13 protein-coding genes and 1 tRNA gene are annotated in these 17,299 nt (G+C 34.1%); 3 read left to right on the forward strand and 11 right to left on the reverse strand.

Features of this window, described 5'->3' with window-relative positions:
• Window positions 1–27 precede the first annotated feature (27 nt).
• Window positions 28–276 (reverse strand): acyl carrier protein, encoded by a 249-nt coding sequence (locus CHB80_RS19445; protein WP_089373185.1) that lies wholly within the window; start codon window positions 274–276, stop codon window positions 28–30.
• Complete coding sequence (locus CHB80_RS19450) at window positions 266–2,836, reverse strand: hypothetical protein (RefSeq protein ID WP_089373186.1); 2,571 nt, start codon at window positions 2,834–2,836, stop codon at window positions 266–268. The genes CHB80_RS19445 and CHB80_RS19450 overlap by 11 nt, the downstream gene beginning before the upstream one ends.
• A 161-nt stretch (window positions 2,837–2,997) precedes the next feature.
• On the opposite strand from CHB80_RS19450, the gene CHB80_RS19455 reads away from it, so the two are divergent.
• The 3 genes from CHB80_RS19455 to CHB80_RS19465 all read left to right on the forward strand — a co-directional run bounded on the left by CHB80_RS19455 (window position 2,998) and on the right by CHB80_RS19465 (window position 6,725).
• Window positions 2,998–3,678: a sulfotransferase domain-containing protein gene (locus tag CHB80_RS19455; protein WP_089373187.1), complete on the forward strand. Its 681-nt coding sequence runs from the start codon at window positions 2,998–3,000 to the stop codon at window positions 3,676–3,678.
• A 14-nt stretch (window positions 3,679–3,692) separates the two neighbouring features.
• Window positions 3,693–4,805 carry a glycosyltransferase family 4 protein gene (locus tag CHB80_RS19460; protein ID WP_089373188.1) on the forward strand — a complete coding sequence of 371 codons (1,113 nt, stop codon included), beginning with the start codon at window positions 3,693–3,695 and terminating at the stop codon, window positions 4,803–4,805.
• A gap of 471 nt (window positions 4,806–5,276) precedes the next feature.
• Window positions 5,277–6,725: a proprotein convertase P-domain-containing protein gene (locus CHB80_RS19465; protein ID WP_089373189.1), complete on the forward strand. Its 1,449-nt coding sequence runs from the start codon at window positions 5,277–5,279 to the stop codon at window positions 6,723–6,725.
• Window positions 6,726–7,340: 615 nt separating this feature from the next.
• Here the strand turns inward: CHB80_RS19465 and CHB80_RS19470 are convergent.
• From CHB80_RS19470 to murD, 9 genes are all read right to left on the reverse strand, one after another.
• Window positions 7,341–7,414: transfer RNA gene (locus CHB80_RS19470), tRNA-Arg, on the reverse strand.
• Between the two features lie 42 nt (window positions 7,415–7,456).
• Entirely contained in the window at window positions 7,457–7,906 is a 450-nt protein-coding gene (locus CHB80_RS19475; protein WP_089373190.1) for a GatB/YqeY domain-containing protein, read from the reverse strand.
• A gap of 125 nt (window positions 7,907–8,031) precedes the next feature.
• Window positions 8,032–10,017, reverse strand: coding sequence for a cell division protein FtsZ (gene ftsZ, locus CHB80_RS19480; RefSeq protein ID WP_089373191.1), 1,986 nt, complete (start codon window positions 10,015–10,017; stop codon window positions 8,032–8,034).
• Between the two features lie 148 nt (window positions 10,018–10,165).
• Window positions 10,166–11,494, reverse strand: coding sequence for a cell division protein FtsA (ftsA, locus tag CHB80_RS19485; RefSeq protein WP_089373192.1), 1,329 nt, complete (start codon window positions 11,492–11,494; stop codon window positions 10,166–10,168).
• 56 nt (window positions 11,495–11,550) lie between these two features.
• Entirely contained in the window at window positions 11,551–12,267 is a 717-nt protein-coding gene (locus tag CHB80_RS19490; protein WP_089373193.1) for a cell division protein FtsQ/DivIB, read from the reverse strand.
• The gene (gene murC / locus CHB80_RS19495) at window positions 12,257–13,606 is read right to left on the reverse strand and encodes a UDP-N-acetylmuramate--L-alanine ligase (RefSeq protein ID WP_089373194.1); all 1,350 of its coding nucleotides are present in this window, start codon (window positions 13,604–13,606) and stop codon (window positions 12,257–12,259) included. The genes CHB80_RS19490 and murC overlap by 11 nt, the downstream gene beginning before the upstream one ends.
• Window positions 13,607–14,704 carry an undecaprenyldiphospho-muramoylpentapeptide beta-N-acetylglucosaminyltransferase gene (murG, locus tag CHB80_RS19500; protein ID WP_089373195.1) on the reverse strand — a complete coding sequence of 366 codons (1,098 nt, stop codon included), beginning with the start codon at window positions 14,702–14,704 and terminating at the stop codon, window positions 13,607–13,609. It abuts the gene before it with no gap.
• The gene (locus CHB80_RS19505) at window positions 14,691–15,908 is read right to left on the reverse strand and encodes an FtsW/RodA/SpoVE family cell cycle protein (RefSeq protein ID WP_089373196.1); all 1,218 of its coding nucleotides are present in this window, start codon (window positions 15,906–15,908) and stop codon (window positions 14,691–14,693) included. The genes murG and CHB80_RS19505 overlap by 14 nt, the downstream gene beginning before the upstream one ends.
• Window positions 15,909–15,925: 17 nt before the next feature.
• Entirely contained in the window at window positions 15,926–17,263 is a 1,338-nt protein-coding gene (gene murD, locus CHB80_RS19510; RefSeq protein WP_089373197.1) for a UDP-N-acetylmuramoyl-L-alanine--D-glutamate ligase, read from the reverse strand.
• Between the last annotated feature and the right edge of the window lie 36 nt (window positions 17,264–17,299).

Raw genomic sequence — 17,299 nt, forward strand, 5'->3', positions numbered from 1 at the left:
GATCTTTTTTCTCACTAAAGTTGATTACTATGTTTGTTTTTGTATAATAAAATCCGATAATGTAGAGATCGAATTCAAATTTTCTTTATCTACTTCGTGTGCTTCAAATTCCACATTGAAATTTTCTTCAATGAAGTCTACTATTTCTAATGCTGAAATAGAATCAATGATACCACTAGTTAATAATTCGGTGTCAGTGGTCAATGAATTGGGATCACCACTAAAAAAATTACTTACAATGTATTCTTTTAATTTGCTTTCAATTTCAGTTTTCATTCAAATTTATTTTTTTATTGATTTTCAAATAGAGTGCATCAGCTATTAATTCATGACCCTTTACATTAGGGTGGTTGTCCCATTTTGCTATTCTTAAGAGGCTCTTATTATAGTTTGAATAAGCAGTGCTTATGTCATAGTACTTAATCTTATTCTTCTTAGACAACTGTTCTATCTCATTTAGATTTTGCGTTTTATTGTCTAAACTAGGAAATAAAATTAATGAAAAGTTTATACCCTCATCTATACACTTTTTATTGAGATGATTTAAACACCAATCTATTAATATATTTCCTTTCTTAATTTCTTCCTCTTCTTTCATATTAGGGTCAAAACTTAAATTCTCCTTCTCTATAAAATCTACTAAATCACGTAGCCAGGGACTATTTTTAAATATGCTTTCTAGATTTTCTTTGCTTTCAGATTGTTCTTCAATCCATCTCAATGTTTTTTGAAAATGAAAAACTTCTTTTTCGTGCATACTTAATAACACATGGGTAGGTTCAAAATCTTTTACTTGTTTATCAAATTTTTCAATATTCTTAATTATTGAGGAACCCGATATAGAAAAATTTAAAACCTCATAATTAGGATCACTAGCGTTTCTATTATTATTAAGTTTATCTTCAACCAAATTTTCAAATACTTCATTGTTGTCTACTCCAGTACCCATTTCTAAAGACCCGCCTAGAATAGCAATTCGCACTGTATTTTCTGGCCTTTTTTTGGTATATTCTTTGTCTCTCATGCCCCAACTATTAGTTGTCAAATACCCATCTTTAAATATGATGTCAATATTTGGCTTTAAGCTAACAAACAGGTCTTTCTTAATCATAGCTCCTGTTTTATTCAGTCGAATCCATCGTGCTGGTCTCTTTGATTCATTTTGCCAAGATTGAGAATTAAATTGATCACCAGTTAATATCTCTTCATAATATCCTTTAGATTGAAACTCAGTGTCAGTTTTATTTAACCGATGCGAAATATAGCTTTGCAATGTTCTTTGATTCTTTCTGGATAACAAATTGCTTGCAAATGAACTAGTAATGAATAATATTCCTGTCAAAAAAACAAACTTGTAGATATCTTGACTTCTATAAAAAAAACGAAAGAGGGTTCTAAATTTTTCATTTTCGTACATCCAGACACCTAAAGCAAGTATAAATAATGCTAAAAGAAAAATGAGAAGCACATATCCTATTTCAACCATCGATGAACTTTTCATTTTTATTAAGAGGTTCATCCAATCAGAAAAAGAAGGGCTGTTATAAAGACTATAAATAATAGCAATGACTAGATTTGTAAAGATAATTTGAAGCGCTCTAGTAAATGCAAATTTCCAGGTTTTATTATTTAAGTGAGATGACTTTGATTTTCCTCTATTTTTAGTTTGATAAATTACAGCAACTAATACAAGGATACATAGTATGGACCAAAACACTATTTCAGGTCCTCTTAAAGAGAATTTCCCCAAAACCCAAAACCACTGATATGAGTGTAAAAACCAATTAAAAAAAAATGTAAGTATTGTACCAATTACGAGTGCTATAATTGTACTTTTCTTACGAAACTTAAAATAGATAGGATAGTAAAATATTTTCACCATAAAATCTTTCCAATAAATATTTACCCTTCTCCAATAATCATCAAAACCATGTGCTAAAAACATATAGTTAAAAATATCAGGTAAGTTAAAGCCAAATAATCGTAGTATCCCTATTGCAATATTTAATAGTCCATTTAACCTAATTAGAAATAAATATGAAACAATTATGTAATAAAAAAACATAAGAACTCCATCTACTTCATTTATTAGAGGTAAGAGATAATAAACCACACGATAGAGTAATAGCTGTAATAAACCAAGTATGATAAGGTTAACTCCTCTTTCATATATTTCTGTATCTCGTTGATTATAGTATGTGCTATTAAATAATTTGAAATCAATAATTGGGAAGATCGGAAAACTAAAATTTGGCAAAGTAAAAAAATATGAAAGTGATTGCCAGATCGAAAGCTTTTCCTTTTGATACTTTAGTTCATGTAAGTATAGAATAATTCTAAACATAAACATGACCCCAAGCAAACTCACAAAATTTGAAGTTAAAGCAAGACCTCCTACAAAACCCGTCTTTTTAATAGCATACTGACAATAAGCTAAACCAATTCCAAAAAGGACGACGAGTAATTTTCTTATTGTTATTGAAAAAGGCAAATGACAAACACCTATCAATGCTAATGCTATTCCTATAAATATAAAAGCTTGAACAAGGGGGAAAAAATAAAAAATAGGGACTAACGAGACTATAAAAAAAAAGAAAAGTCTATATGAGATTGGTAAAAAAGCGTTTAAAACAAATGCCACACATACTATTGTCATAATAGCGGGCAAATTTAAATCATCCTCTATATCAAATGCATAAATCACCCAAGTGGATAAAAAGATCAAACTAAGATTCTTGAGAAGCGAAATTATTTTTCCCTTCTCAAAAGAATTTTCATTCATTTTTATGATTTGTTCATTTAAATTATACTTGAATAAATTTATAATTTGATTCATAAAAAATAATGGTTACTAACGTAGTTTCTACTTAATAACAAATGTTTTTGGGTAAGTACATAAAAGCAATAAGCTCTTATAAAATAAGGCTAAACAAAGTATACATTTGCTCCTCTTTTAATAAGGTATATTTGCATATCGGATAAATATAAAACTTTTAAATGATTTGGTTAGCATCTTTTCCTAGGTCAGGAAATACTTTTTTTAGAAATATTCTTTTTGATGTATATGGCATAGCATCTAGTGAGTTTCATATGGAAACAGACAAAAAAGTGCTCGAGAATTTTTCTTCATTCCCTATAGTTAAAACGCATTTATTACCTCATCAACTTCCAAAAGACCTTCAATCTATGAAATCTGTATATATAATTAGAGATGGTCGAGATGCTTTAGTATCTATTGCTCATCACAGAAAAGACATCATCGCTCCTGGCTCTAATTATTACAAAAATCTGACGGAAGCAATCCTAGCAAGAGGAGGTAGTTTTTTTGGAGGTTGGTCTATAAATGTAGAGAAATGGGTAGACAAAGCAGATCTTGTAATTCGCTATGAAGATTTAATTAATGACCCCATTGGTCAAGTAGAACGTCTCAGAGAAATAATGGAACTTCCAGCGCCTAATTTAAAAAAACTACCAACGTTTCAATCCTTAAAAAAAGGTACGCCACAATACGGAAGTGGAGGAAAAAAGATAAAGCATACAGAACAAAAAGTAGAACGCGCTAATAAATTTTTTAGAAGAGGAATCGTTGGATCTTATAAAGATGAAATGCCTAAAATATTTCAGCTATTGTTTTGGTTAAAAAACAAAAAGCAAATGAAAGCAAATAATTATTATTGATTCACAATTCGTTTATGAAAATTGCCATACTTGCCGACACTTTAGATAATCAAAATGCAGGTATTCATGTATATACTAAATCCTTGATTAAGGAGTTGTTAAAAAGAAATGATGAACATGAATACATTCTAGTTCGTCAAAAAAAAGACAACAAATTACAACATATAAAGCAGATTGCGATTCCAAATATCAACCTACCTATTGGCTTTGCATCGTTTAGATTGTTTTTTATAATTCCTTATATACTAAGAAAGCATAAAGTAGATGCTGTTTTTGAACCTGCACATTTTGGACCTTTCAATTTACCAAAAAAAATAAAACGTATTACATTTATACACGATCTTACACCTATTATACTTCCTGAATATCATCGTTGGCATAGCCAAGTACTGCAGCGGATATTTTTGAAAAGAATATTAAAAAACACACATTTAGTTTTTACAAACTCTAAAAATACTAGCAAAGACCTAGAGCAGTATTATCCCTTCACCAAAGGTAAAAGCAAAGTGCTTTTACTAGGAAAAGATAGTAGATTTCAACCCAGTCAAAACAAGGATTTAATTCATAGTTTTGGTATAGAATTACCCTACTTTTTATCTGTTGGAACAATAGAACCCCGAAAAAACTTAGTTCGTTTACTTAAAGCCTACACCATTTTTATGAACGAGACAAGCATACCATACAACCTTGTATTTGCAGGTGGACTGGGATGGAAGACAGAAAACTTCAAAAAAGAACTAGCAATACATCCCTATAGAGAGCATATAAAAATATTAGGGTATATAAAAGAAGAAGAGTTACCAATAGTATATAGCCATGCGAGCGCTTTAATTTACCCTTCTTTATATGAAGGTTTTGGCCTTCCTATATTAGAAGCCTTAGCTTGTGGTACAGATGTAATTTGTTCAAATACTTCTAGCTTACCAGAAGTAGCTGGAGCAGTAGCACACTACTGCAATCCAGAATCTGTTGATGAAATAAAAGAGCAAATGATTAAAATCTCTCAATTTTCATTAACTGAACAGAAAATAAATAGTCAAAAAAACATAGAACAAGCACAGCTATTTTCGTGGGAAAAACATGCTGATTCTTTTATAAATACTATTGAGAGATTGATTACAGATTAGTTTCTATGATATTTATTAGAACTACTCTTACACTTCTCAAATAATAGTTGTGGTAATAAACTCACCTACCTTCCTTCATAATAGAATACATTTGACAAATTGTGATCTACCATAGTAATATCAAAAATTAAAGGATGTTATTGAGAGTACTAATTAGTTTTAATTTGGACTCAGGTTATAACATCAAGAATCATAGTAGTAAAAAAAATATAAGCCTATATAGCAATATGTTACGCTTTCGCGAAAGCGTATACACTAGAAATGAAAAAGTAGTTTCAAAAAGTAACACATTTAACATTTTTGTCTTTAAAAACATTTTTTGTTAAAAAATCCTAAAATTTTATTTTTATTTTTTTTACATTTGATTTTTTAAAGACTAATTATTTTGATATTATTTCAGCATTTAGTATATGATGCACAGAAAAATTAAAATAGTAAGCTTTAAAGTCATCCCAACAAACTCAACTAATTATGAAACTATTCAAATTATTTACTTCCTTGCTTTTGGTGGGAGTATTATTTTCTTGTTCTGATGAAGAACCTATCGAAAACACAAGTGCTGTGGAAGCCCTTGATCTTGTAGCAGATTTAAGTACATATACAGATTCATCTCTTGGGATGTATAAGGGTGTATTTACAACAGCTGATAGTCAAGATCGTGGTACTGTAGAAATTAAAGTAATCAATGAAGATGTTGCTAAAGCTAGCATTACTTACCTTAATGGAGTAGTTGAGTATTTTGAAGGAACTATACGTGAACAAGCTGGATTAGCAATTGGCAATGAAATGAGTATAGCATTTTACTCTAACACTAGATCATCTTCATTTGTTTTTAACGTAAATGATAATGGATCTAATCCAACGATTACTGATGCAAATTCAAATTCAAAAGCTTCTCTTATTACTGTAGTAAAAGAAAATACACGTGGGGCTGTTGTGCCACTTACTGGATCTTTCACTACTGATGATATGAGTGTAACAAATGCAAGTGGTACTTGGAGTATTATCTTTAATACGGGTACTGGAGAAGGTAATGACACAGATATCACAACACAGACAATCTTTAATACATTAGATTTTGGATCTACAACTGGTAACGAGCAAAGTGGATGTACTGCATCTAGTGGTGGTGGATCAACATCATGTACTGTAGAAGGAATGTATACATCACAAGGAGTTGATATTACTTGGAGTGGAACACATTCTTATACAACAGTTTCAGATTGTTCTACATCTTCTGGTACTTGGAGCACTGCAAATGGTCTTTCAGGAACATTTAATACAGATTTATCATGTGTTTTCGGTTGTGAAGGAACTCTTAATACATTTGCTGGTGTTGTTGTAGATGCTGATATTTTTGATAACCAAACATTAACTTCTACTGCTACAAGCACATCAATGGGAACTATTGGTGTAGATGCAGATATTGACAATGTAACTGTTGATCTCTTTCATACATTTACAGGAGACTTAGAAATGACATTAATATCTCCAGTTGGAACGATGCTCGATTTAACTTCCGATAACGGAGGTTCTGGTGAAAGCTTCACAAATACTGTGTTTAGAGATGGAGCCCCTAATATTACAACCGGATCTGCACCATTTACAGGAGAGTTCCAACCAGAAGGAGGCACTTTTGCAGCTACTTATGATGGTGAAGCTATTGCTGGTAATTGGACACTAAGTATATTTGATGATGCAGGTGGTGATACAGGAACATTAAATAGCTGGTCTATTGGATTCTGTGATGAGACTATTGTAGATAATTTTGGATCTCCTGTGGATCAAGAGGATACTAATAGATCAAATGAGGAGTCAGGGCTTACCAAAATAGAATTAAAAAGACTTGAAAAAATGAAAAGTCTTACTCAAGAAGAAATTGAATTAAAAAGACTTAAACATAAAGGATTAAATAACTAAAGCTTTATGTCTTTTTACCTAGTCTATAAATAACCGATATAGGTAATTAATAAACTTATTAAAACTGAACAATGGTATCATTGTTCAGTTTTTTTTATTTGTACTGTTTTCTTTTAGGGCTTGGTGTTTGTGTATTTGTATTGGGGCACAACCTCTAAGACACTTTTAAAACACAAAATACACACTTACAAATGCAAGCAAGCTTGATTAGTTTAAATTAGGATTACCTCGCTACGCTCGGTGATCCCACAAAGCGCAGCTTTGAAAATAGTTTCAACAAAAAAACGCTCAAGCAAGCTTGATTAGTTTTAGTTAGGATTACCTCGCTACGCTCAGTGATCCCACAAAGCGCAGCTTTGAAAATAGTTTCAACAAAAAAACGCTCAAGCAAGCTTGATTAGTTTTAGTTAGGATTACCTCGCTACGCTCAGTGATCCCACAAAGCGCAGCTTTGAAAATAGTTTCAACAAAAAAACGCTCAAGCAAGCTTGATTAGTTTTAGTTAGGATTACCTCGCTACGCTCAGTGATCCCACAAAGCGCAGCTTTGAAAATAGTTTCAACAAAAAAACGCTCAAGCAAGCTTGGCGTTTTTTCTTTTGAAACTATTTATTCGTGACCTCGAAGGGATTCGAACCCCCAACCCTCAGAGCCGAAATCTGATATTCTATCCAGTTGAACTACGAGGCCATTATATACATTCTTTAATCTAAATAAAGAATGTATAAAGTCTTATACTAGTTTTTCTTTTACAATTTTAGCAATAGTACTTCCATCTGCTTTTCCTGCAACTTTTGCATTTACTTGCCCCATTACTTTCCCCATATCTTTCATACCCGTAGCACCCGTTGCAGTGATTACTTCATCTACAATAGTAGCGATAGCATCTTCACTCATTTGTTCTGGAAGAAATTTTGAAATAACTGCTGCTTGTGCAAGCTCTGGATCTGCTAGATCTGTACGGCCTTGCTCTGCAAATATTTTTGCGCTGTCCTTGCGTTGTTTTACAAGCTTCTGTAATAATTTAAGCTCTTGCTCTTCAGTTAATTCTTCTTTAGCTCCACTTTCTGTTTGTGCTAATAATATAGCAGATTTTACTGCACGTAAAGAAGTTAAGGCATTCTGATCCTTTGCCTTCATTGCTTCTTTCATGGCGGTCATTATCGCTGTTTGTAAACTCATATTTATTTTGCTTTCGCGAAAGCGTATACACACGCCTTCGCATTAGGATTGCGAAGATAAAAAAGAAACCTGAAAGCTACTCTATAACTTCCAGGTTTCAAATCTCAATTAAGTTGGCTCTTTCTCTAATCTACATTATCATGTAAAAAAGAATTATTACTTCGTAACTGGATATCTTCATTGTCATCAGTAGACAAGGTTGTGCGTGATAAATTCCCTTCTTTATCCGGAGTTTTATCATCAAGATCAATTCCCATACGTTTATACGCTGGTTGCTTCTCTATTTCTTCAATACGCGATTGGTTGTGATGAAACTTATAATTAAATTCTTTCATCTTACGCTTACGCTCTGCCGCACGATCAATTAAAAGCTTTGAGATAGGACTATTCATAGGATCTACCTCTTCTTCTTTTTGTTCTTCCGAAACTTCTTCAGGTGCTACCGTTTTTTTCTCAAAAACAATCGTTTCTTCTTCCACCTGTGTTCCTTCCGTCTCTGACACTTTTGCCGAAGCCAAATTTTCTTCTACTTCCATATAATCTTCTAGACTATATCGTTTTTCACCTTCTGTAGAAAGTTCTGTAACTGGAATAATTTCTATTGCATCTTTTACTTCTATATCTACAATATCTTCATCGAGATCAAAAAGAACAGGAGCTTCTACTTCTTCTTTCTTTACAGGTTCTTCTTCTACATGCATTGGAAGGTCAAAAGACAACATTCCCGTTACTTCTTCTTGAACAGATTCCTTTTCTTCAAAAGTTGTTTCTTCTTGGCGTACGGTTGTATCTATGATTTCAAAATCATCTTCAGAAGCAGCAAGTACTTCTTCATAAACCACATCAATATCTCTAATAATATCTGTAGTAGGAATCATTTTTAAATCTACCGCATCTTTATGTACAGGTGCAGAAGGTTTTTCTTCAAAATCATCCAAATCTAAAGTGTGTACTATTTTTTCTGGCACTACAACTTCTTCTACTTCTGGAGTTTCTGGCACTACTTCTTCAAGTAGAGAAGAAGCTTCTTGCACAGTTGCTTCAGGCATCAAATCATGTTGCGCTTTTTGCTCTTCTTCTAGTGTATGTATGATTTTCTTTGATTCTACATTTACAATATCATCTTGTTGCTCTACATTAAATCCAGTAGCAATAATAGTTACCGAAATAGCATCCCCAAGAGCTTCATCTTCACCTACACCCATAATGATATTTGCACTATTTCCTGCTTCTGCCTGAATGTGGTCATTAATCTCCCCTATCTCATCTATCGTAATTTCATCACTTCCAGATACAATAAGTAATAGTACATTTTTAGCACCCGTAATCTTGTTATCATTCAATAATGGAGAGTCTAATGCTTTTGTAATAGCTTCAAAAGCACGATTAGAACCACTTGCTGTAGAACTTCCCATAATGGCAGTTCCACTATTACTCAATACTGTTTTTGCATCACGAAGGTCAATATTTTGCGTATAGTGATGTGTAATTACTTCTGCTATCCCTCTAGATGCAGTAGCAAGTACCTCATCTGCTTTGCTAAATCCTGCTTTAAACCCTAGATTTCCATAAACTTCTCTTAGTTTATTATTATTTATAACAATAAGAGAATCTACTTGGGATCTTAATCGATCTACTCCTCGTTGTGCTTGTTCATTACGCATTTTACCTTCAAACTGGAAAGGAATGGTCACAATCCCTACGACAAGGATTTCCATTTCTCTAGCCATTTTTGCAATGATAGGTGCTGCACCCGTTCCGGTACCACCTCCCATACCAGCAGTGATAAAAATCATTTTGGTATTGGCTCCTAGCATCTCTTTGATGTCTAGTTCACTCTCTATAGCTGCTTGCTCCCCTACTTCAGGGTTTGCTCCTGCTCCTAGGCCTTCTGTAAGCCCAACGCCGAGTTGTATTTTAATAGGTACCGTACTGTTTTCTAATGCTTGTGCATCTGTATTACATATCACAAAATCCACCCCTTTTATACCTTGGTGAAACATGTGATTTATTGCATTACTTCCTCCTCCTCCTACGCCAATAACCTTAATAACGTTACTTTGGTTTTTAGGTAGATCAAATGTAATTCCATCAAATTCTGTCGTACTCATATTTTTGATTTTAGCCCCTTTATTACTTTTCTGTTTCCGCTTCCGTACTTCGACCTTGCTCAGTATAAACTTCTGCTCTACTTCGTTTCGCGAAAGCGTATATCTCTTTATTTCTTATTAATTAACCTTCATTCTTTTGTAGCAAACGCTACTCTGCATTATCCAAAAAGTCTTTAAACTTCTCTGCCCATCGATCAAAAATGCTCTTTTTGGGTCCGGTTGGTGTTTTAACAGACTCTTTAAGAGGTGTATTTACCTCTCCATCTGTGATTATATCTTCCTGAATATCCTCAACCTCTTCTATACTATTATACAATCCTTGCTCAAGGCTATTCATCACAAGTCCTACTGCTGTTGCAAACAACGGACTCGTAGTTTCTGAATCACTATCTCCAGCAAGATGTTCATTAGGATACCCTATACGAGTATCCATTCCTGTGATATATTCTACTAATTGTTTAAGGTGTTTTAACTGAGAGCCTCCTCCCGTTAATACAATCCCAGCGATTAATTTTTTCTTCTGCTCTTCGTGACCATAGTTTTTTATTTCCAAGTATACTTGCTCTATAATCTCCACGACTCTAGCATGTATAATCTTAGATAGATTTTTTAACGTAATCTCCTTAGGATCACGTCCTCTAAGCCCAGGAATAGAAACAATCTCATTGTCTTTATTTTCTCCTGGCCAAGCAGATCCGAATTTTATTTTAAGCAATTCTGCTTGCTTTTCAATAATAGAACAGCCTTCTTTAATATCTTCAGTAATTACATTCCCTCCAAAAGGAATCACTGCCGTATGTCGTATAATTCCATCTTTAAAAATGGCAAGATCTGTAGTACCTCCTCCTATATCAATAAGTGCTACTCCTGCTTCTTTTTCTTCTTGACTCAATACGGCATCTGCAGATGCTAATGGTTCTAATGTAATTCTATCTAAATTCAATCCTGCACTTTTCACGCAGCGTCCTATATTTCTAATAGAGGCGACCTGCCCAACGACAACATGAAAATTAGCCTCAACACGTCCGCCATACATTCCTATAGGCTCTTTAATCTCACTCTGTCCATCTACTTTATATTCCTGTGGTAATACATGAATAATTTCTTCTCCTGGCAGCATTACTAGTTTATGAACCTGATTACATAAGGCGTCTATATCTTTACTATCTATAACGGCATCTGCATTTGATCTTGTGATATAATCACTATGCTGAAGACTACGTATATGTTGTCCTGCAATACCCACAACAACATCTTTGATCTTAATTCCAGACACATTTTCTGCTTCTTGGACAGCCTGTTGTACAGATTGTATGGTCTGAGTAATATTATTTACAACACCACGATGCACTCCTAGACTTTTAGATTTTCCAATCCCTAGAATCTCAACTTTATTATATTCATTGTAACGACCTATCATAGCCACAATCTTTGTTGTACCTATATCTAGTCCTACTGCGATATTTTGTTGTTCCATATTGCTATCGTTTAGAATACTCACTATCTGTTATTTTTATGAATATTCATGACCCCTTATCTTTTTTTACAAACCACTTGATTGGCATATTTAAGATTAATATATCTATACGTATCTAGTGTTTTGTCTTTTTGTGCTTTTTGGTAAAAGGCTTTATAATTTGTAAGCTTATGTGCTAAGCTTGTTACTTCACCTAATACAATTTCATAATTCAATTTTCTTGGAATAAGTATATATTGATTGTCTTTTTGTTTGTTGACACCAATAATATGTTTATTCAGAAAATCATCATTTTTTATATATAAAATCAATTGTGTTATTGTTGGGATATCTTGTTTTCCAATCCCATTTACAATAGGCACTCTTGCTGAAAAATTCTCAGAGAGCGGCATTTCCTTACCATCTTGATCTATATAAAATGACGTATTACCATATACACGAGCAATGGGCATTCGTTGCTCAATAGCGACTCCCACTGTTCCTGCTACGGTAACATAAACATCTGCATTTTTGACAATAGGATGCGACTTTACTCGCAACTCCATCTCATTCAAAGCTAATTTTTCTTTAGGCATACCCGTAACATTGCCTTCACTTTGTATTAACAATTTATCAACGGTATTTCTAGTAACAAAAGGCTTGCTTTCATCCTTAAATTGAATCGCAACATTTTCTACTAATCGCGCACTATTTCGATGTGATGCAAATGCATACAATAGCACTGTCACTAACAGTAATCCAGAAAACCGTATGTAATTCCAGTTAAGACGCATTTTTTAATAATTGAGTTACTTTCATGATCTCTACCCCTATATCTCCAGCCCCCATCATAACAACGACTTTTTGAGAAGCTTGCTGTATTTTTTCTAATAAATTATCTTTAGTTACTAATCGTTTTTTTTCAAGTTTTATTTTTTCTAATAAAACACTACTTGTTACCCCATCAATAGGTAATTCTCTTGCCGGGTATATATCTAATAAAAAGACTTCATTAAATTGCGAAAGTTGCATCGCAAAGTCATCCATAAAATCTTGGGTTCTGCTAAATAAATGTGGCTGAAAAACAGCTAGTACGGGCACATCTGGATACATCTCTTTGACACTTTGATATACCGCAGCTATTTCTGTGGGATGATGTGCATAATCATCAATAAGCACTTGATTTTCTGTTTGTATTCTATACGTAAATCTTCTATTAACACCAGAAAAACTCAATAAAGCTTTGGGAAGCAATTCGGTCGGGGAACCATAGAGCATTGCCATACCCAAAGCTGTTATCGCATTAGACAGATTGTGTCTGCCAGGTAGGTTAAATTGCATTTGAGATATCACCCCATCAGGGTGTTTAAAATCAAAGTGATAACATCCATTTTTTACAACTACATTCTGAGCACTATACATAGCATCATCTTCTATTCCTACAGTAAGTCCATCTATGGGTAGTCCATTTTGCACAAATAGTTTCTCTTTTGAAACCAAACTACCAAACTCTTTAAATGTATTTTCTAATGTCGTAGCATCACCATATATATCAAGATGATCTGCATCCATAGACGTAATGCAAGCAATATCAGGAGTTAATTGTAAGAAAGAACGATCAAATTCGTCTGCCTCTACCACAATAACATCATTTCCTTTCTGAATTAAATTTCCTTTATAATTATTAGTTATTCCTCCTATAAAAGCTGTTACTGGCGCACCTGTTTCGGCAAGTAAATGCCCTAATATACTTGAGGTGGTTGTTTTTCCATGTGTTCCCGCTACAGCTAGGCTATAATGTGCATTTGCAATCATTCCTAGCACTTCTGCTCTTTTTTTGATGGTGTATCCGCTTTCGCGAAAGCGTACCAATTCTCCAAAATTACTAGGCACCGCTGGAGTATATATCACCAATGTATTATCGATCTGATATGGCGCATCTACTTCAGGGCCTTTATCATTAAAATGAACAGGAATTCCTTTTTCTTCTAAAGAACGCGTCACATCACTAGGCGTTTTATCATACCCAGCAACATGTTTTCCTATTTCATGGAAATAGAATGCTAAGGCACTCATACCTATTCCACCTATACCGATGAAATAAAAATGTTGTATGTCTTTTAATGCATTCATTTACGCGTTATTCTTTAATAGTTTTTCAACTTCATCTACAATATCTTGAGTAGCATCTGGTAGTGCCAGTTTTTTAATAGCAGTCCCTAAAGCTTCTCTTCGTTCTTTATCTTGAATCAAGTTTTTTAATTCGGTTTGAAACTTGGCATCTAATTCCGTCTGACGTAACAGTATTGCTGCATTTTTTTCAGTGATCGCCAATGCATTTTTAGTTTGATGATCTTCAGCCACGTTAGGCGACGGAATAAACACGGTTGCTTTTCCTACAATACATAATTCAGATACAGAGCTTGCTCCTGCTCTAGATATAATGATATCTGCTGCCGCATATGCCATATCCATCTGATCTATATATGCCATAATTTTAACATGCTTAGAAGCAAGATGTTTGTATTGTTCGTAATACAACTTTCCAGTTTGCCAAAGTATTTGCACCTCGTGACTCGTAAAGAAATCAAGTTGTTTACTGATCAATTCATTAACGGCTCTGGCTCCAAGACTTCCCCCAATAACTAACAGTGTTTTCTTATCTGGAGAGAGTTCATATATAGACAGAGCTTCTGCTCGTTTATTTGTAATGGTTAACAAATCATTCCGAACAGGATTTCCTGTTTTTATAATTTTATCTTTTGGAAAAAAGCGATGCATCTCATCATAGGCAACGCATATTTTCTGAACATTTTTTGAGAGTAATTTATTTGTAATTCCCGCATACGAATTCTGTTCTTGAATGAGTGCAGGTATTTTTTTACTAGTTGCCCGTTTAAGCAAAGGACCACTTGCGAATCCTCCTGTTCCTATGACGACATCTGGTTGGAAACGCTTTAGGATTTTATTGGACTTCCAGAGGCTGCTTATTAACTTGAAAGGGAATTTTAAATTCTCCAGAGAGATCTTACGTTGAATTCCTGAAATCCAAAGGCCTTCAATATTATACCCTGCTTTTGGCACTTTTTCCATCTCCATACGATCTTTGGCACCCACAAAAAGGAACTCCGTATTCGGATATCGCTTTTCTATTTCGCGTGCAATAGCAATAGCAGGATAAATATGTCCTCCTGTACCACCTCCTGATAATATGACTTTATAAGGTTTCACTTAATATATCTAATGGATTAAGTTCTTTTTCGTTAGTTGTTTCTTTACTTACTTCTTTTGGATCACGTTTGGCACTCACACTTAACACAATTCCTATCGCCAGACATGTCATCCATATAGAAGTACCTCCACTACTCACCAGCGGAAGTGTTTGTCCTGTTACTGGAAATAACTCGACAGCAACAGCCATATTAATTAGTGCCTGGAATACAATAGGCATCCCTACACCTATGACTAATAATTTTGCAAATATGGTTCCTGCTTTATGTGCAATCACTGTAATTCGGAAAAGCAACAAGAGATACAATAGCATTAAAAATAATGCCCCCAAAAGACCAAATTCTTCTACAATAATGGCATAAATAAAATCTGATGATGATTGAGGCAAAAAGTTTTTCTGTACACTTTTACCCGGTCCTAATCCAAAAGGACCTCCAGATGCTATCGCAATTTTTGCCTTTTCTATTTGATAATCGGCATCGGCATCTACTTCTTCACTTGCAAAATTCTCTACCCTACTAATCCATGTATCTACCCTATTTGGAAACATACCAGGAAAGGCTTTAGCCATTAATACGAAAAACAATAGTGCAACAATACCTGAAGCTATAATAATTCCTAAATATTTTAGAGGATATCCCCCTAGAAATACTAATGTAATTACCATGAAAAAAATAATCGCTGTTGTCGAAAAGTTTGCTGGTAAAATCAATGCTAAAACCACTCCAACGGGCAACCACAAAGGGATTAATGTCTCCTTAAAAGTTACTTGCTTGTCTTTTATTCTTGAGAGATACCTTGCTACATATACCATAAGCACCACCGCAGCAAGTGTTGAGGTTTGAAAACCAACTCCCATAAAAGGAATCTTAATCCAGCGTGCAGCATTAGCTCCTGAGACTGTTGTTCCTTGTGCAAGGGTTACGATTAACAATAAAATAACTAAGGGTAAAAAGATAACAGACAACCCCTTAAAATAATGATATGGTATTTTATGTACGCCATACAGCATCGCAAAACCTAACACAAGATGCATTCCATGCTTAATGAGAAAACGCAACGTATTTCCATCACCACGTATATAAGCAAGATTACTTGCAGCACTATATACTGGCAAAAAGGAAAACAAGGCTAATAGTGCTACAATAGCCCATATAGCTTTGTCGCCTTTTAATCCTGCAAATATTTTTTTTGCGTTAAACATTTTCTCTTTTATCTAGATTATAGGTTACGTACTGCGTTTTTAAACTGACGCCCTCTATCTTCATAATTATCAAATAAATCAAAACTTGCACATGCAGGTGACAATAACACATTATCTCCTTTTTCAGTAACCTTATAAGCAATCTTAACCGCTTCTGTCATAGACTGTGTTTCTATGATAATATCTACCATATTTCCAAAATGACTCATCAACTTTGCATTGTCTACACCTAAACAAATAATAGCCTTTACTTTTTCATTAATTAACGGATATAAATCACGATAATCATTCCCCTTATCTACACCCCCAACAATCCAAACAGTGGGTGCAGACATACTATCCAATGCATAAAATGTAGCATTTACATTAGTTGCTTTACTATCATTGATATATTGTACATTCCCTATTTTCAGGACTTGTTCTAAACGATGCTCAACACCTTGAAATCCTTCCAGACTTTCACGTATTGTTGTTTTTCTTATACTTAAAAGGTTGGCTACAGTAGATGCTGCCATGGCATTTTTTGTATTGTGCTGTCCTTTTAAGGCTAAATCTTGGATTGTCATACTAAAATGGTTGTTATCTGTATTTATATATATTTTATTATCTTCTTTATAGGCTCCATAATCAAGCTTTTGATGCATTGAAAATGGAACTAGTTTTGATCTGACTGGATGTTTTTTTAACCAATCTGTAATCACAGGATCATCTGCATCATAGATGAGGTAATCCTCAGGAGTTTGGTTCATAGCGATTCTAAACTTAGCTGCGATATAGTTATCAAACTCATACTCATATCGATCTAAGTGATCTGGTGTTATATTGGTAATCACAGCAATATGTGGTGCAAAATCTACCACGCCATCTAACTGAAAACTACTAATCTCTAACACATAGGTATCAATAGACTGCTCTGCAACCATCTTTGCAAAACTATCCCCTATATTTCCTGCAATACCCACATTGAGTTTTGCTTGTGTTAAGAGATGACCAATCAGTGATGTTGTTGTGGTTTTCCCATTACTTCCCGTAATACCAATAAGCATTGCATCTGTATATCGCGCTGCAAATTCTATTTCAGAAATCACAGGAATTCCATGCGCCAAAATGGCTTTTACAATGGGTGCTTTATCTGGTATCCCAGGGCTTTTCATAACTATTGCTGCTTTCAATATTTCAGCTTCCGTATGACCGCCTTCCTCCCAAACTATGTCAAAATCTGTCAGAACTTTTTTATAGGTTTCTTTTAATTTTCCGAAGTCAGAAACCAAGACTTCGTATCCTTTCTGCTTGGCAAGTATCGCCGTACCAACACCACTCTCTCCTCCTCCTAGTATTGCGATTTTCTTACTCATATTTTAGGTTGCTTTATACGCTTTCGCAAAAGCGTA

The sequence above is a fragment of the Dokdonia pacifica genome, from assembly GCF_900188275.1.
In the GTDB taxonomy this organism is placed as follows: Bacteria; Bacteroidota; Bacteroidia; order Flavobacteriales; family Flavobacteriaceae; genus Dokdonia; species Dokdonia pacifica.